At 62.9% G+C, this 17,646-nt stretch carries 6 protein-coding genes; all 6 read left to right on the forward strand.

The genetic code is table 11. The features are described from left to right. Position 1 precedes the first annotated feature (1 nt). Entirely contained in the window at positions 2-7,945 is a 7,944-nt protein-coding gene (locus ACYJL1_RS05940; RefSeq protein ID WP_460897948.1) for an amino acid adenylation domain-containing protein, read from the forward strand. After that, entirely contained in the window at positions 7,942-9,570 is a 1,629-nt protein-coding gene (locus ACYJL1_RS05945; RefSeq protein ID WP_460897472.1) for a condensation domain-containing protein, read from the forward strand. Before ACYJL1_RS05940 ends, ACYJL1_RS05945 begins: the two co-directional genes overlap by 4 nt. After that, complete coding sequence (locus tag ACYJL1_RS05950) at positions 9,519-11,927, forward strand: amino acid adenylation domain-containing protein (RefSeq protein ID WP_460897949.1); 2,409 nt, start codon at positions 9,519-9,521, stop codon at positions 11,925-11,927. Before ACYJL1_RS05945 ends, ACYJL1_RS05950 begins: the two co-directional genes overlap by 52 nt. A 204-nt stretch (positions 11,928-12,131) precedes the next feature. Then, on the forward strand, positions 12,132-14,660 hold the full coding sequence (locus ACYJL1_RS05955) for a TonB-dependent siderophore receptor (RefSeq protein ID WP_460897473.1): 2,529 nt from the start codon (positions 12,132-12,134) through the stop codon (positions 14,658-14,660). Continuing rightward, positions 14,654-15,640, forward strand: coding sequence for an ABC transporter substrate-binding protein (locus tag ACYJL1_RS05960; RefSeq protein WP_460897474.1), 987 nt, complete (start codon positions 14,654-14,656; stop codon positions 15,638-15,640). The genes ACYJL1_RS05955 and ACYJL1_RS05960 overlap by 7 nt, the downstream gene beginning before the upstream one ends. Next, complete coding sequence (gene fhuB, locus ACYJL1_RS05965) at positions 15,633-17,645, forward strand: Fe(3+)-hydroxamate ABC transporter permease FhuB (protein ID WP_460897475.1); 2,013 nt, start codon at positions 15,633-15,635, stop codon at positions 17,643-17,645. Before ACYJL1_RS05960 ends, fhuB begins: the two co-directional genes overlap by 8 nt. The last annotated feature ends 1 nt before the right edge of the window (position 17,646 follow it).

A 17,646-nucleotide genomic window follows, 5' to 3' on the forward strand; every position in this document is an offset into this window, starting at 1 on the left:
GATGGAGAAGCGCCTTGCCCGCATCTGGCACGACGTGCTGCGGATCGACGCCGTCGGTGCCCTCGACAACTTCTTCGAACGCGGGGGTCACTCGCTTATTGCCGTTCGCGTCCTGTGGCGCATCCGACAGGACCTGCATCGCGACATCCCGCTCCGCCTCATCTTCGAAACGCCGGTCTTGCGCGATCTGGCCGCCGAGTTGGAGAAGCTTCCCGGCGTCGACGCCGAGATCGCCATCCTGCCACGGTCGGCGGGCCAGAACCGTGTCGCGCTCTCGCATGCGCAGGAGCGGTTGTGGTTCCTGTGGCGTCTGGAGCCGGACAGCCCCGCCTACAACATCGTCGGAGCGGTCCGTCTCGATGGTATTTTGAACGTGCCGGCGCTGCGCACTGCGGTGACCGGCCTGGTGCGGCGGCACGAGAGCCTGCGCACCCGCTTCGAGGATGTCGACGGCACCGCCTGGCAGGTCATCGAGCCGGAACCCGTCTTCGGCTGGACCGAGCACGATCTTGCCGCCATCACCGATCATCAGGCCCGCGAGGCGGCGCTGAGGGAAGGCCTCGACCGCGCCGCCCAGACACCCTTCGACTTGGAGCAGGGACCGCTGCTGCGGATCGAGTTGTTCCATCTCGGCGAGCAGGAGCACGTCCTCCATTTCGCCATGCACCACATCGTCTCCGACGGCTGGTCGATCGACATCCTGGTGCGCGAGTTCTCCGCCTTCTACGAGGCCGCCCTCGATGGCCGCCAGCCCGACCTGCCGGAACTGCCGATCCAGTATGCCGACTATGCGCTGTGGCAGCGTGAATGGCTCGACGACGAGGCGCTGAAGGGCCAGCTCGACTACTGGAAGAACCGCCTCGGCGACGAACATCCCGTTCTCCAGCTGCCGGTCACCGGCAAGCCCAAGGGGCCACGCTCGAACAAAGGCGGCCGGGTAACCTGCGAGATCCCCGCCGATGTCGCCGACCGGCTGCGCAAGCTGTCGCGCGAGCATGGCGCCACGCTGTTCATGACGCTGCTGGCCGCCTTCGACGTGCTGCTCTATCGTTATTGCAACGAGAGCGACATCCGGGTCGGGGTGCCGGTGGCCGGCCGCCAGCGTGTCGAGACCGAGGGCCTGATCGGCTTCTTCGTCAACACGCTCGTCATCCGCTCCGACGTGCGCGGCGACATGACCTTCGGGGATCTGCTCGATCAGGTCCGCGACCGTGTCCTCGAAGCGCAGGCCAATCAGGACCTGCCGTTCGCAAAGCTCGTCGAGGCTCTCCAGCCCGAGCGTGTCCTCGGCCAGACACCGCTCTTCCAGGTCATGTGCAGCTTCGATCAAAAAAGGGCTTCTGGGAAGGCCTCACCGCAATCGACCAAAGGGCGATCTTCATCCAGCCGCACGCAGATAGCTCAATTCGACCTCACTTTGGATATTGTTGACGATGGCCTCAATCTCCGGCTCGCTTTCGATTATGCGCTCGACCTGTTTGAACCTGACATCATTGAGATACTCAGCGAGACCTACGCCGGCATCCTACACAAGGTGGGAGCGTCAGATGGCGATGCCGCCATCATCTCTAACACTTCGCCTGCCACACCTCATCAGCCACTGGTTCCTCATACCTTCCGCTCCATTGGGCCCCGCATTGCGTCGCAGTCGGCTGCTCATCCGGAAGCGGAGGCTGTTTCGTGCGAGGGCGAGCGTATCTCTTATGGCGAACTTGACGGTTGGTCGAACCGGATCGGGCGGCGTCTGAAGAAGCTCGGCATTATGCCGGAAGAGCGTGTCGGTCTTGCCGTTGAGCGCTCGATCGGTCTTGTCGCCAGCCTGCTCGGCACGCTGAAGGCCGGCGGCGCCTTCGTGCCGCTCGATCCGACCTATCCGGCCGATCGCCTGCGCCACATGATCGAGGATGCCGGTGTGCGCAAGATCATCTGCGATCCGGCCACCGCCGGGACCCTTGGTGATCTTCTGTCCGGCCTCGACGTGGTGCTGGTCACCGATGTCGACGGCGAGAGCGCCGAAGGCTGGGAGGAACCCGTTCATCCCGACCAGCTCGCCTATGTCATCTACACCTCCGGCTCGACCGGCATGCCCAAGGGGGTGGCGATCAGCCATCATGCCCTCAGCCTCCATCTCGACGACTTCCTCGATACCTATCGGATCGGGCCTGAGGACAAGGTTCTCCAGTCTTCCACCATCAACTTCGACGTCGCCCTGCACGAGCTGCTGCCGGCACTGACCCAGGGCGGACAGGTGCTCATGCGGGGACCGCAGCTATGGGATCTTGCCACGCTCACCCGCAAGCTGGCGGAAGAGAAGGTGACCTTCTCCCGCATCCCCACGGCCTATTGGCAACAATGGCTGCACGACCTTCCCGAGGAGATGCCGGCGTTGCGTCAGGTGACGGTGGGCGGCGAGGGCCTGCCCGGCGATGCGCTGAAGCGGTGGCAGGAGGGGCCGCTCAGCCACATCCATCTCGACAATCTCTACGGTCCCACCGAGACCACCATCGCCTGCCTTTATCGCCGGACGGAGGCATCCGACGGCGACGACGTCACCGTCAATATCGGCGTCCCCTATCCGTCGCGCAGTGCGTTCGTGATAGACCGGGACGGCAACGAGGCGCCGGTGGGTGGTCTGGGCGAACTTTGCATCGGCGGCGAGACGCTGGCGCGGGGTTATGTCGGCAAGCCGGGCTTGACGGCGGAGCGCTTCGTGCCCGATCCGACGCGACCGGGCGGCAGGCTCTACCGCAGCGGTGATCTGGTGCGCCAGCGGCCCGACGGTGTCGTCGACTTCCTCGGCCGTCTCGACAACCAGATCAAGCTGAGGGGCTTCCGCATCGAGCTCGGCGAGATCGAAGCGGCGCTGCGTGCCGCTCCCGGCGTGCGTGACGCGGTTGCCGTCATCGCCGGCGAGGGCGAGCACAGGCACATTCTCGCCTATGCCGCCGGAGAGGCGGACGCCGACGATCTGCGCTCACGTCTCGAGCAGGCGCTTCCCGGCTACATGGTGCCGGCCTCCGTCATGGTGCTGGATGCTCTGCCGCTGATGCCGAACGGCAAGATCGACAGGAAGGCGTTGCCGGAACCGGACGGGCAGTCGGAACGGACGATCGTGGCGCCGCGCAACGAGACGGAGGCACGTCTCCTGGCGGTGTGGAAGGCGGTGCTGAAGCGCGACGACATCGGCGTCACCGACAACTTCTTCATGCTCGGCGGCGATTCGATCCTGTCGCTGCAGATCATCGCCCGCGCCAGGGCCGCCGGCCTCAGGCTCACCCCGAAGCAGGTCTTCGAGGCACCACGCATCGACCTGCTGGCCACACTGGCCGAGCCGTCCGGCTTCGACCCGGCGCTGCAGAAGGAGGTCGAGGGCGAACTGCCGCTGACGCCGATCGAGGCCTGGTTCTTCGAACGCCATGCCGTGCCGCCGTCGCACTGGAACCAGTCGGTGCTGCTCAAGGCGAAGGGCGGTCTCGACGCAACGGCATTGTCGGCGGCGATCGACGCGATCGTGCGGCGCCACGACGCGCTGCGGCTGCGCTTCATGGGCGCCTGCGACCAGCAATGGCACCAGTGGCTGTTCAGGGACGACGGCGAGGAAGCCTCCGTGCTGGAGATCATCGACCTTGCCGGCGAGCGCGACTGGAAGGAACGGCTGAAGGAAGAGGGCGAGCGCATCCAGCGCAGTCTCGACCTGAGCACCGGGCCGCTGATGCGGGCGGGCTACTTCACGCTGCCCGACGGCGACGGCCGGCTGCTGCTGGCCATCCACCATCTCGCCGTCGACGGCGTCTCCTGGCGCATCATCCTGGAGGACCTTCAGGAGGCCTATGGCCGGGCCGAGGCCGGCGAGGTCATCACCCTGCCGTCGCGGACGACGCCGTGGAGCGTGTGGGCGACGAAGCTCGGCGCCTATGCGGCAAGCCCCGAGGTCACCGCCGAGCTCGGCTGGTGGCGCGGCCAGCTTGACGGCGCGATAGCGGAGCTGCCGATTGATGAGCCGGAAGACGCCGACCGCACGATCGCTGCCAGCAGCGTCGTCGGCATCGGCCTCGACCGCAAGCGCACCCGCCAGCTGTTGCAGGAGGCGCCGCGCGCCTATGGCACCCAGGCCGACGAGGTTCTTCTCGCAGCGCTGGCCCGCACCATCTCGGAATGGTCCGGCAAGGATGGCGTCCTGATCGAGCTCGAGGGCCATGGCCGCGAGCACGTCATCGACGAGGTCGACCTCAGCCGCACGGTCGGCTGGTTCACCACCCAGTTCCCGGTCTGGCTGGAGGCGCATGCCGATCCGAGAGAGGCGCTCATTGCCGCCAAGGAACGGCTGCGGTCGATCCCCGACAAGGGCTTCCGCTTCGGGCTTCTGCGCCACCTTGCCGACGATCGCATCCGTGCCGACGTCGCGGCGCTGCCCGTGCCGAAGATCGGCTTCAACTATCTCGGCCAGTTCGATCAGGCGATCGACAAGGGCGGCCGCTTCGGCTTCGCCACCGAGAGCGCCGGCGCATCCGTCGATCCCGCCTCGGCGATGAGCCATGTTCTCGATCTCAACGGCCTCGTTGCCGACGGCAAGCTGTCGCTGTCCTGGCGCTTCAGCCCCGGCGTCATCGCCGAGGAGACCGTCCGCGATCTGGCCGCGGCCTTCGAGCAGAACCTCGCCGCGCTGATCGACCATTGCAGCACGGCCAGGCCGACCCGCACCGCCTCCGACTTCCCGCTTGCGGGCCTGAGCCAGTCGCAGCTTGAACTTCTGAACCTGCCGCTCGACGATGTGCAGGACATCTACCCGGCAACCCCGGTGCAGCAGGGCCTGATCTTCCACTCGATGCTGCAGGGGGAGGGCGTCTACATCTATCAGCTCCGCCTCGGCCTGTCGGGGGATCTGGACCGGGATGCGTTGCGCAATGCCTGGGCTTCGGCGATCGCCCGTCACGACATCCTGCGCACCCACTTCGAATGGCGCCATGGCGGCGAGGCGCTGCAGGTGGTGCATCGATCCGTGCCGCTGCCCTATGCCGAGCACGACTGGTCGGCCGAGACGGCGGCCAGCTACGAGGAGAAGCTCGCGGCATGGCGTGCCGACGACCTCGCGCGCGGCTTCGACCTTGCCGAGGCGCCGCTGATGCGGGTCAACCTGTTCGCCCGTCCCGACGGCGGCCACGACCTGGTCTGGACCAATCACCATGTGCTCACCGACGGCTGGGGCACCGCCCAGCTGATGGGCGAGATCATCCAGGACTACGGCGCAAGACGCGAGGGCCGCACCGCCGACCTGCCGGCTCCGGTCCCCTATCGCGACTATCTGGCCTGGCTGCGCCGCCAGCCGTCGCCCGAAGAAGCGTGGTGGCGGGCGCAGATCGAGCGGCTCGACGAGCCGGCGACGCTGACCCAGAGCCTGGGGCGGCCGCGCCACCCCGAACCCGGCGTGCATCACCGGCGCACCGTCATCGACGCCGATCTGGCCGAGCGGCTGCGTCAGGCGGCCCAGACCCATCAGGTGACACTGAACACGCTGATGCAGGGAGCATGGGCGATCCTGCTGTCGCGCTACGGCAACCGGCCGCAGGTGGCCTTCGGGGCCACGGTCTCGGGAAGGCCTGCCGAGCTGCCCGGCGTCGAGCGCATGCTCGGGCTGTTCATCAACTCGCTGCCGATCTTCGTCGACGTGCCCGGCGATGCCAGCGTCGGCCCGTGGCTGCGCGACCTGCAGGCCCGCAACACCGAGCTCCGGGCCTATGAGCACACGCCGCTCGCCGATCTCCAGCAATGGACCGGGCGCACCGGCGATGCCCTGTTCGACACCCTCGTCGTCTTCGAGAACTATCCCGTCGATCAGGAGCTGCGCAAGGCCGACACCGGTCTCGCCACCACCGCGGCCGACACAGCCGAGAAGACACACTATCCGCTCACCGTCACCGTCGTTCCTGGCGGCGCCGTCGAGATCAAATGGTCCTGGGACGGCCAACGCCTCGACGCCGATACAGTCGGGCAGATCGGCACGGATTACGCCGAGATCCTGACCTCCCTCGCTGGCGCATTGGATGCCGGCGAGCCGCTCCGCACGGTCCGGCCAAAGGTGGAGGCGCCATATGCGCCGCTCGCCGATCATCCGTTCCGGGCGGTGATCGACCGCATCACGGAGCAGGCGGCACTTCGTCCAGACGCTGAGGCGCTCACCTGCGAGGGCGAGCGGATCAGCTACGGCGAACTCGACGGCTGGTCGAACCGGATCGGCCGTCGTCTGAAGGCCCTCGGCGTTCGGCCGGAAGAGCGGGTCGGCCTAGCCGTTGAGCGGTCGACCGGCCTGATGGCAGGTGTGCTCGGGATCCTGAAGGCGGGCGGGGCCTATGTGCCGCTCGACCCGTCCTATCCCGCCGACCGCCTGCGCCACATGATCGAGGATTCGGGCCTCACCAAGGTGGTGGCCGACGCGGCGAGCGCCGAGGTATTGGGTGATCTGCTGTCGGGTCTCGACATCGTTATCGTCTCGGACCTTGATGCCGAGAGCAGCGCGGGCTGGGACGAGCCGGTCCATGCCGACCAGCTCGCCTATGTCATCTACACCTCCGGATCCACGGGAACGCCCAAGGGCGTCGGCGTCACGCATGCCAATATCGCCCGCCTGCTCGATGCCACGGCCCGGTGGTTCCGCTTCGGGCCCGAGGACGTGTGGCCTCTGTTCCACTCCTATGCCTTCGACGTGTCGGTCTGGGAGCTGTTCCATTGCCTGGCGACCGGCGGCAGATTGGTCGTCGTGCCCTTCTGGACATCCCGGGATACGCCCGCCTTCCACCGCCTGCTGCGCGAGGAGAAGGTCACAGTCCTCAACCAGACCCCATCCGCCTTCCTGCCGCTGATGCAAGAGGATCTGCGTGCGGAAGCGCCATTCACTACCGTCAAAGTGATCATCTTCGCAGGCGAGAAGCTTGAGCCTGCGGCACTCAGGACGTGGCTGGAGAAGCGCGGCAAGGCTGCGCCGCGCCTCATCAACATGTATGGCATCACCGAGACGACCGTGCATGTCACCTATCGGCCTGTCTCTCTCGACGACACCGCAGATGAGGCCCGTTCGCTGATCGGCGAACCCATCCCCGACCTGTCGCTTGCCGTGCTTGATGCCGATCTCAACGTCGTGCCGCTCGGTGCGACCGGCGAACTGCATGTCGGCGGCGCCGGCCTTGCCCGCGGCTATCTCGGAAGACCCGGCCTCACCGCCGAACGCTTCATCCCGGACCCGTCGGTTCCCGGCGGCAGGCTCTACCGCTCCGGCGACCTTGCCCGCCGGTTGCCCGACGGCGAGCTGGAATATATCGGCCGCAACGACTTCCAGGTGAAGATCCGTGGCCACCGCATCGAGCTCGGCGAGATCCAGGCGGCGCTGCTCGCCCATCCGGACGTGCGCGAAGCGGCGGTGCTGGCCATCGACGATCACGACGGTGGCAAGCGTCTGGCCGCCTATGTCGTGGCCGCCGGATCGGAAGAGCAGGAGCCCTCGGCCGAGGATCTGCGCGAGCATCTCGCCGACCGCCTGCCGGCCTACATGGTGCCTTCCGCGGTCGTCTTCCTCGACGCCATGCCGCTCACCGTCAATGGCAAGCTCGACCGCAGGGCACTGCCCGAGCCGGAGACCGCGCTGATCACCGAGCGGGTCGCGCCGCGCAACGAGACGGAGGCACGTCTGCTGGCGGTGTGGAAGGCGGTGCTGAAGCGCGACGATATCGGCGTCACCGATAACTTCTTCATGCTCGGCGGCGATTCGCTGCTAGCTCTTCGGGTCGCATTTGCGATTTCGCTCGAATTTGCAACGACAGTGTCCGTGGAGCAAGTTCTCCGAAATCCGCAGATTTCGACCTTTTCGAGTCATATCTTCAATAGGCGTGAAGGGATCGCGTCAGCGCTGGCAAGTCTGATTGAACGCGCATCTGCAGGCGAGGCAAACCAATGAGAACCAACGAGATTGGAGATCTACTGAAAGAATATGGAAAACTTCCTGAGGGCGTTCGCACACGAATTAGGTCAAAATTACGAGTAGAGGGTTATCTCACGTCAGACCTCCCGGTCCTCAAGCGCGCTGCTGGTGACAATTGCGTTCCACTCTCGCATGCGCAGGAGCGGTTGTGGTTCCTGTGGCGTCTGGAGCCGGACAGCCCCGCCTACAACATCGTCGGAGCGGTCCGTCTCGATGGTATTTTGAACGTGCCGGCGCTGCGCACTGCGGTGACCGGCCTGGTGCGGCGGCACGAGAGCCTGCGCACCCGCTTCGAGGATGTCGACGGCACGGCCTGGCAGGTCATCGAGCCGGAACCCGTCTTCGGCTGGACCGAGCACGATCTTGCCGCCATCACCGATCATCAGGCCCGCGAGGCGGCGCTGAGGGAAGGCCTCGACCGCGCCGCCCAGACACCCTTCGACTTGGAGCAGGGACCGCTGCTGCGGATCGAGTTGTTCCATCTCGGCGAGCAGGAGCACGTCCTCCATTTCGCCATGCACCACATCGTCTCCGACGGCTGGTCGATCGACATCCTGGTGCGCGAGTTCTCCGCCTTCTACGAGGCCGCCCTCGATGGCCGCCAGCCCGACCTGCCGGAACTGCCGATCCAGTATGCCGACTATGCGCTGTGGCAGCGTGAATGGCTCGACGACGAGGCGCTGAAGGGCCAGCTCGACTACTGGAAGAACCGCCTCGGCGACGAACATCCCGTTCTCCAGCTGCCGGTCACCGGCAAGCCCAAGGGGCCACGCTCGAACAAAGGCGGCCGGGTAACCTGCGAGATCCCCGCCGATGTCGCCGACCGGCTGCGCAAGCTGTCGCGCGAGCATGGCGCCACGCTGTTCATGACGCTGCTGGCCGCCTTCGACGTGCTGCTCTATCGTTATTGCAACGAGAGCGACATCCGGGTCGGGGTGCCGGTGGCCGGCCGCCAGCGTGTCGAGACCGAGGGCCTGATCGGCTTCTTCGTCAACACGCTCGTCATCCGCTCCGACGTGCGCGGCGACATGACCTTCGGGGATCTGCTCGATCAGGTCCGCGACCGTGTCCTCGAAGCGCAGGCCAATCAGGACCTGCCGTTCGCAAAGCTCGTCGAGGCTCTCCAGCCCGAGCGTGTCCTCGGCCAGACACCGCTCTTCCAGGTCATGTGCAGCTTCGATCAAAAAAGGGCTTCTGGGAAGGCCTCACCGCAATCGACCAAAGGGCGATCTTCATCCAGCCGCACGCAGATAGCTCAATTCGACCTCACTTTGGATATTGTTGACGATGGCCTCAATCTCCGGCTCGCTTTCGATTATGCGCTCGACCTGTTTGAACCTGACATCATTGAGATACTCAGCGAGACCTACGCGGCATCCTACACAAGGTGGGAGCGTCAGATGGCGATGCCGCCATCATCTCTAACACTTCGCCTGCCACACCTCATCAGCCACTGGTTCCTCATACCTTCCGCTCCATTGGGCCCCGCATTGCGTCGCAGTCGGCTGCTCATCCGGAAGCGGAGGCTGTTTCGTGCGAGGGCGAGCGTATCTCTTATGGCGAACTTGACGGTTGGTCGAACCGGATCGGGCGGCGTCTGAAGAAGCTCGGCATTATGCCGGAAGAGCGTGTCGGTCTTGCCGTTGAGCGCTCGATCGGTCTTGTCGCCAGCCTGCTCGGCACGCTGAAGGCCGGCGGCGCCTTCGTGCCGCTCGATCCGACCTATCCGGCCGATCGCCTGCGCCACATGATCGAGGATGCCGGTGTGCGCAAGATCATCTGCGATCCGGCCACCGCCGGGACCCTTGGTGATCTTCTGTCCGGCCTCGACGTGGTGCTGGTCACCGATGTCGACGGCGAGAGCGCCGAGCGCCGCTGGGAGGAACCCGTTCATCCCGACCAGCTCGCCTATGTCATCTACACCTCCGGCTCGACCGGCATGCCCAAGGGGGTGGCGATCAGCCATCATGCCCTCAGCCTCCATCTCGACGACTTCCTCGATACCTATCGGATCGGGCCTGAGGACAAGGTTCTCCAGTCTTCCACCATCAACTTCGACGTCGCCCTGCACGAGCTGCTGCCGGCACTGACCCAGGGCGGACAGGTGCTCATGCGGGGACCGCAGCTATGGGATCTTGCCACGCTCACCCGCAAGCTGGCGGAAGAGAAGGTGACCTTCTCCCGCATCCCCACGGCCTATTGGCAACAATGGCTGCACGACCTTCCCGAGGAGATGCCGGCGTTGCGTCAGGTGACGGTGGGCGGCGAGGGCCTGCCCGGCGATGCGCTGAAGCGGTGGCAGGAGGGGCCGCTCAGCCACATCCATCTCGACAATCTCTACGGTCCCACCGAGACCACCATCGCCTGCCTTTATCGCCGGACGGAGGCATCCGACGGCGACGACGTCACCGTCAATATCGGCGTCCCCTATCCGTCGCGCAGTGCGTTCGTGATAGACCGGGACGGCAACGAGGCGCCGGTGGGTGGTCTGGGCGAACTTTGCATCGGCGGCGAGACGCTGGCGCGGGGTTATGTCGGCAAGCCGGGCTTGACGGCGGAGCGCTTCGTGCCCGATCCGACGCGACCGGGCGGCAGGCTCTACCGCAGCGGTGATCTGGTGCGCCAGCGGCCCGACGGTGTCGTCGACTTCCTCGGCCGTCTCGACAACCAGATCAAGCTGAGGGGCTTCCGCATCGAGCTCGGCGAGATCGAAGCGGCGCTGCGTGCCGCTCCCGGCGTGCGTGACGCGGTTGCCGTCATCGCCGGCGAGGGCGAGCACAGGCACATTCTCGCCTATGCCGCCGGAGAGGCGGACGCCGACGATCTGCGCTCACGTCTCGAGCAGGCGCTTCCCGGCTACATGGTGCCGGCCTCCGTCATGGTGCTGGATGCTCTGCCGCTGATGCCGAACGGCAAGATCGACAGGAAGGCGTTGCCGGAACCGGACGGGCAGTCGGAACGGACGATCGTGGCGCCGCGCAACGAGACGGAGGCACGTCTCCTGGCGGTGTGGAAGGCGGTGCTGAAGCGCGACGACATCGGCGTCACCGACAACTTCTTCATGCTCGGGGGGACATCGCTCTCAGCTCTAAAAGTGATTTCCCTGCTGGAGCAATCGAGCGATCAGCGGATCTCATTAATCGATCTGCTAACGTATCCTACGATCAACGGTCTTTCAAAAAAGAGCAGCGCCGCTGATAAGGTAGTGCCCCCTTTCATACATCTGCTCAATCGGTCGCGTTCTCGCATACGCTTGTTTTGCCTACATCCAGATTACGGAATTGCAATCGCATATCGTGAGCTTGCACGTGCATTGGATGGCAGGGCGTCGGTTTTCGGGGTCAATTCACCGTTTCTTCCCGGCATATCTACTATCGCTATGGATCTTAATGGCTTGGCAAAGTTGTACGCTGATCATGTTCAGTCGATCGATGCTGTCGGGCCATATTGCTTGGCGGGATGGTCCTTGGGAGGGTGGCTTGCGGTACAAGTGGCGCATGAACTTGAGGCACGGAGCGCTCAAGTCTTGTTTCTTGGACTGATCGATACCCCGGTGCTGAGTAAGTCTGACCATTCAGATTACAGTCCGGATGAAAAGGCGCACCGTCTTGCCCAACTTGACCGTTACGCATCACTGCTAGCCGATATGGGCATACCACCAAGCGATTTACCAATTATCATTGCGGATATCGTTGACCGTCATATAGCGCTCTTCGAAGGAAGAGAATTTACCGCGGGAACCGTCGGCGCAAACATTCATTGCTGGAAAACACTTGCTTTGAGCAAACGCCCCTCTTGGACACACGACTGGTCTCCCTTTACTCGCGGAGAGATGTTTGACGCGCCTGTGATAGACGATACTCACTTGGGAATTGTTACCAATCGCGATTTTCTAAATAGTTTTGGTGACGTGTTTGCTCACGTTGCAGCGTTAGATTTGGCAGTCACTTCCGCGTAGGTTTCATGGTGCGAACCGAGAACCAATAAGGCTCGACGAGCGATAGCCTCGCCTTGGTTGAGCCGGAAAAAACCGGCCCAAAATCATGTCAGGAATAGTCATCTTTTTTTTGCAAGATTCGGTCTCGAGGGACGTCTACCAAAGAGAGGGATCCTGCTAAGGCCGTGTGAAAGCCCTCGGTACATACGATCAGGGGGTTATTAAGTGGCGACAGCATCGCGGAAGACGCATTTCGGAACGGGGAGCACAGTATCAGGAGGCGGGATACGTCCGCTTCATACCACGGCGGTAGTCGTATCGTTACTTGCGTGCGCCAGCGTTTCCTATTCTTCGATAGCTGTCGCTCAGACCTCTCCTACGATCGATGCCCAACGCAACCTCAGGCACTTTTCCATCCCGGCTCAATCAATGCGCTCGGCGATCGACGCGTTCATTCGTATGACAGGTTGGCAGGTGGGATATTCTTCCTTATCTGTGACCGGAAAAACGTCTCGGGCTGTCATCGGAGAAATGACTCCGGCTGCTGCACTTGCCAAGCTAGTCGATGGCACGGGGGTGAGCGCGAAAATCACAGGGCCTTCAACCGCTGCACTCGTTGATAATACGGTTAGCGGCGCGAGTGCATCGCCTGTCGCTGAGGCAGGCACAACAGTACTGGAAACAATCGTTGTGCAGGGCCAGGGCGATAATGCTTGGGGTCCAGTCCAGGGATACGTAGCAAAGCAAAGTGCTACAGGCACGAAGACCGACACGCCATTGATTGAAACGCCCCAATCGATTTCCGTCGTCGGCCGACAGCAGATGGAGGATCGAGGGGTCCAGACCGTGGGCCAAGCTATAGGCTACACACCGGGAGTTAAGGCAGATCTAAACGGAGCCGTGCAGGCCGGCACGGACAGTTACATCCTCCGCGGGTTTCCTTTCTTCTCATCAAGCAATTATCTCGACGGTCTCTACAGTAACGGCTGGGTCGAGCCGTATGGTACAGAACGCATTGAGGTTATTCGAGGACCAGCATCAGTTCTCTATGGCCAGTCTAATCCAGGAGGGCTACTTTCCGTCGTCAGCAAGCGTCCAACGGATACGCCAATTCGCGAGGTCGGAGTTCTCACAAGTGAGTACGGCGGGATTCAAGGCTTCTTTGACGTCGGGGGCAAGGTCGATGAGGATGGCAAATTCCTCTATCGACTTACAGGCTTGGGAAAGAACCTCGGAACCGAATACGACAATGGGAGCGAATATCAGCGTGTCTATATCGCACCAGCGGTCACGTGGCGTCCGAATGACGATACACAACTGACGATTTTTGCCAAGTATCAATACGATCCGCACATTCTAACGGCACCTTCAGTTCCTGCAGTAGGAACAATTTTCCGTAGACCTGACGGCTTTCGCATTCCGAACAACTTCTACGGAAGCGACCCATCTTACGACGCGGGATCGTATCGCCGCCAATTTCAGATCGGTTATGCGTTTGAGCACAGATTTAATGATATCTGGACGGTTCGTCAGAACCTTCGATACGAGCAGAGCGAGCTCAACCGGCAGTACTTGAATGCTGGCAATTCCCCCACGACAACAATATGGAACCGTAGCGCCCAACATATCTATGAACGCACCAGGCAATTCGCTGTAGACACTAATGCTGAGGCGGAGTTCTCCACTGGTCCGTTCGATCACACGGCTCTTTTCGGAATCGATTATCGTCAGATCGCGAGCCTTTCAAAAAGTGGGTGGAGTTCCGCCGGTGTTCCGCCCATCGACATAACCAACCCACGGTATGACCTGTTTTCAGGACCGGCGCCTGCCTTCACCGAAGGTACAGATCAGGACAGCTGGCAGACGGGTATCTACGCTCAGGATCAGATCAAATGGGGCTCGTGGACGCTTATTGCGGGTGGACGATACGACTGGGCAGAATCGAAGACATACAACGTCTTCGACAATCATAAGCTCACGAACGAGATGGACCAGCATGCATTCACCGGGCGTGTCGGCGTTGTTTACGAGTTCTCAAACGGCATTGCACCTTACTTCAGCTATGCGGAATCCTTCGAGCCGCAGAGCGGCACTAGCTCACCTGCTCGTGGAAGTCAGCCTTTCGAACCAACGACAGGCCGACAGTACGAAGTTGGCATTAAATATCAGCCCTCCTTCTTCGACGGCTTCTTTACGGTAGCTCTCTACGACTTGCGTAAGCAGAACGTTGTAACGACCGATCCTGACAATACATCTTTTAGTGTGCAGACAGGTGAAATAGCATCTCGCGGTATCGAACTGAGTGGCGCGGCAAATGTCACAGATGATCTGCGTTTCATCGCATCGTATAGTTACGTCGATAACGAAGTGACGAAGGCGAATCCGAATTTTGCGGGCGTCTCAACTGTCGGGAAATCGCAGTACGCGGTGCCTGCACATCAAGCATCGGCGTGGCTCGACTACACATTCTCGTCTGGACCGCTTGAGGGACTCGGCCTCGGAGGGGGCGTTCGCTACATCGGCTCTTCTCCTGGCGACCAGATGAACACCTTCTACGCTCCTGCTACCACACTTTTTGATGCAGCGCTCCGTTACGACTTCGGGAAGAAATTCCGTGATTTGGATGGGCTCCACCTCTCTGTCAACGCCACGAACCTCTTCAATAAAGAGTATATCACGACTTGCTACAGCAACACTATTTGCAACTATGGCAGCGGTCGAACGATAACAGGAGCTTTGACGTACCGGTGGTAGGAGTATCTCGGAGCCGTTCCGCCGGTCGACGGCTGGTAGCGCAAGGCGTACACGGCGGCAAAAGCACCAATCTACAGCAGGCAATCTCTCGAAGGCAGGTCCTACGAGGGATTGCTTTGGTTGCGGCCCATCTTGGTGCTACGCCCTTCGCGCGAGCGCAAACTACGATTGTTCCGCGTATCGTCTCGCTTGACATTAGCTTGACGCAGATTGCCTTGTCCGTTGGTGTTGCCCCGATCGGTATCTCCCAACCGTCGCGCTACCGCCGGTTTGCTGTTGAACCCACATTGCCAAATGGCGTGGTCGACATAGGTGGCAACGTCACAGAGCCGTCGCTGGAGTTGCTCAGGTATTTGAAGCCCGATCTCATCCTTCTAAATCAATCGATCAGCGCATCCTCTGGATCAGTACTTTCGACCATCGCCCCGTTGGCTGTTCCGTCTCGCGGATTCTCGGTTCTGGGTGAGGAACCGTTCATTACAGCAGGCCATGAGCACCAACTGACCTGCGAAGCGCTTGGTCGTGTTCGCGAAGGCGAATACTTCCAGAGTAAAATCACAAGGCTAATAGAGGATTTTAGCGTCCGTGTGAAGCCAATCGCGGGCCGTCCGGTTCTTGTGCTTTGGGGCGTCGACCGGCGGCACACCTACGTTCTGGTGCGCAACAGCATCTTCCAGGGAGTTCTCGACCGTCTCGGGCTGGTGAACGCCTGGCAAGGCGTCGCGATGCCGCTCGGCATGTCGCTTGTCGGCTTGGATCAGATCGCTCCTCTCGAGGATTCGAACATTGTCGTGATCGGAGGCAGTGGCAGCGCCTCCGATATAATGGCGAGCCCATTGTGGCAGGCTCTGCGACCGGTTCGGGAACGCCGCGTCGTGTCGCTGCCGCCGATGTGGACCGTCGGTGGACTCCCTGTCGCCGAGCGCTTCGCCCGCCATCTTGTGCCGGCATTGGAACACTTGGAGACGGGACATGGTTGAAATGACCTCGCCTGCCCGCGTCTTGACTACGCAACGGACCCCACTTTTGGCAGTGGCAGCAGCAGCCGTTGCGGCGCTCATTCTGACACTGCTACGGATTGAACACTGGATCGAGCTGCGCCATCTGTCGTGGGTCATGGTTTCCCCGGATCCTGACAACATCCGAGAGATGATCGTCCACTACAGCCTCCTGCCGCGCGTGCTGACCGCTATCCTGTGCGGAGCAGCGCTGGCGCTCGCCGGCGTAGTCTTCCAGCAAGTGCTGCGCAACCCCATCGCCGAGCCGACCACGCTCGGCGTCTCGGCCGGCGCCTCGCTGGCGCTGACCGTGGCGACGCTCTGGGCGCCAAGCCTGCTCGCCTTCGGCCGCGAGACGGTCGCGCTCGCGGGAGCCGCCATCGCCATCCTGTTCGTGTTCGGTGTATCGTGGGGCCGCGCCCTGTCGCCTTTGTCGTTGATCCTGGCCGGCCTTGTCGTCAACTTCCTGTCCGGCTCGATCGCCGCCGCTGTCACCCTCTTCTATCGCGAGTATCTGCAAAGCCTGCTGATCTGGGGCACGGGCTCGCTGCAGCAGAACGACTGGAGCGCGGTGAGCTTCCTACTCCCTCGCCTCGCTTTGGTATGGGCGGTGACGTTCTTCCTGATCCGGCCAATGACACTGCTTGGCCTGGAGGAGGAAGGCGCGCGCAATCTCGGCCTGTCGATGAAGCATGTCCGGCTCATCGGTCTCGCGCTCGCGGTGGCGCTCTCTGCTTTCGTCGTCAGTGCGGTCGGCATGATCGGCTTCGTCGGTCTGGCATGCCCGGCGATCGCCCGTTTGATGGGAGCTCGCCGTTTCCGCGACCAACTCGTCTGGGCGCCACTGCTGGGCGGCTCTCTGCTCTGGCTTACCGACCAAGCCGTGCAATGGTTCGCTGCTGGGGACCGCGAGCTGATCCCCACAGGCATCGCCGCATCGCTGCTCGGCGCACCGATGTTGCTCTGGCTGCTTCCGCGCCTTCGAGGGGCGATCATGTCGCCGACGGCCCACTCCGGCGATGCAGTCGCACGACTGCGGCGGCCTCGACTGGTGATCGTCGGCGGGCTCGTTCTGGTCGCGCTGGCCGCCTACGTCGCGCTGCATCTCGGCCGTGGACTCTCCGGCTGGCATTGGAGCACCGCTGCCGATCTAGCCTACGTCATCGACCTTCGGGCTCCCCGTATGATCGGGTCGATCGCCGGAGGCGTGATGCTCGCCATTGCCGGCACGCTGATGCAGCGCCTCACCGGCAATCCGATGGCCTCGCCGGAGGTCCTCGGCGTCACCTCCGGCGCTATGCTCGGCGTCATCCTCGCCATGCTCGTCTCCGGCGTCATGCCGGATCGCCTGGGACAGGTTCTCGCCGGAGGCGGAGGCGCCTTCGCTGTGCTAACAATCATGCTTCTGATCAGCTGCAAGACGTCCTTCTCGCCTGAGCGCATGCTCCTCGCTGGTATCGCGCTCGGCACCGTGGTCTCCACCATCATGGCGGTGCTGATGGCTTCCGGCGATCCGCGCATGGGCATCCTGCTGACCTGGATGGCCGGCTCGACCTACCGGCTCGAAGCCACCGCCGCCGGCGTCACTGTCGTCATCGCCGTCGCTTCCCTTGCCGTCGTACCCTTCGCCCAGCGCTGGCTCGACATCCTGCCGCTCGGCGAGACCATGCCGCGCGCCGTCGGCGTCGGCCTCGCCCTGAGCCGGCTGAGCCTGCTGCTCGTCATCGCGATCATCACGGCGGCCGCGACGCTAGTCATCGGGCCAATGACCTTCGTCGGGCTGATGGCGCCGCACATCGCCCGCATGCTGGGCTTCCAGCGCGCCATGCCCCAGATCATCGCCGCCGCCGTTCTCGGGGCCCTAATCATGCTCGCCGCCGACTGGCTCGGCCGCACTATCCTCTTCCCGGATCAGCTTCCCGCTGGCCTCGTCGCCTCGCTGATCGGTGGTCCCTTTCTACTTTGGCGATTGTACAGGGGGAGATGAG

Source organism: Phyllobacterium sp. K27 (assembly GCF_054796155.1).

Bases quoted from the DNA above. Each gene is read 5' to 3' on its own strand.
- ACYJL1_RS05940 (WP_460897948.1), top strand. From the start codon at position 2: ATGGAGAAGCGCCTTGCCCGCATCTGGCACGACGTGCTGCGGATCGAC.
- ACYJL1_RS05945 (WP_460897472.1), top strand. From the start codon at position 7,942: ATGAGAACCAACGAGATTGGAGATCTACTGAAAGAATATGGAAAACTT.
- fhuB (WP_460897475.1), top strand. From the start codon at position 15,633: ATGGTTGAAATGACCTCGCCTGCCCGCGTCTTGACTACGCAACGGACC.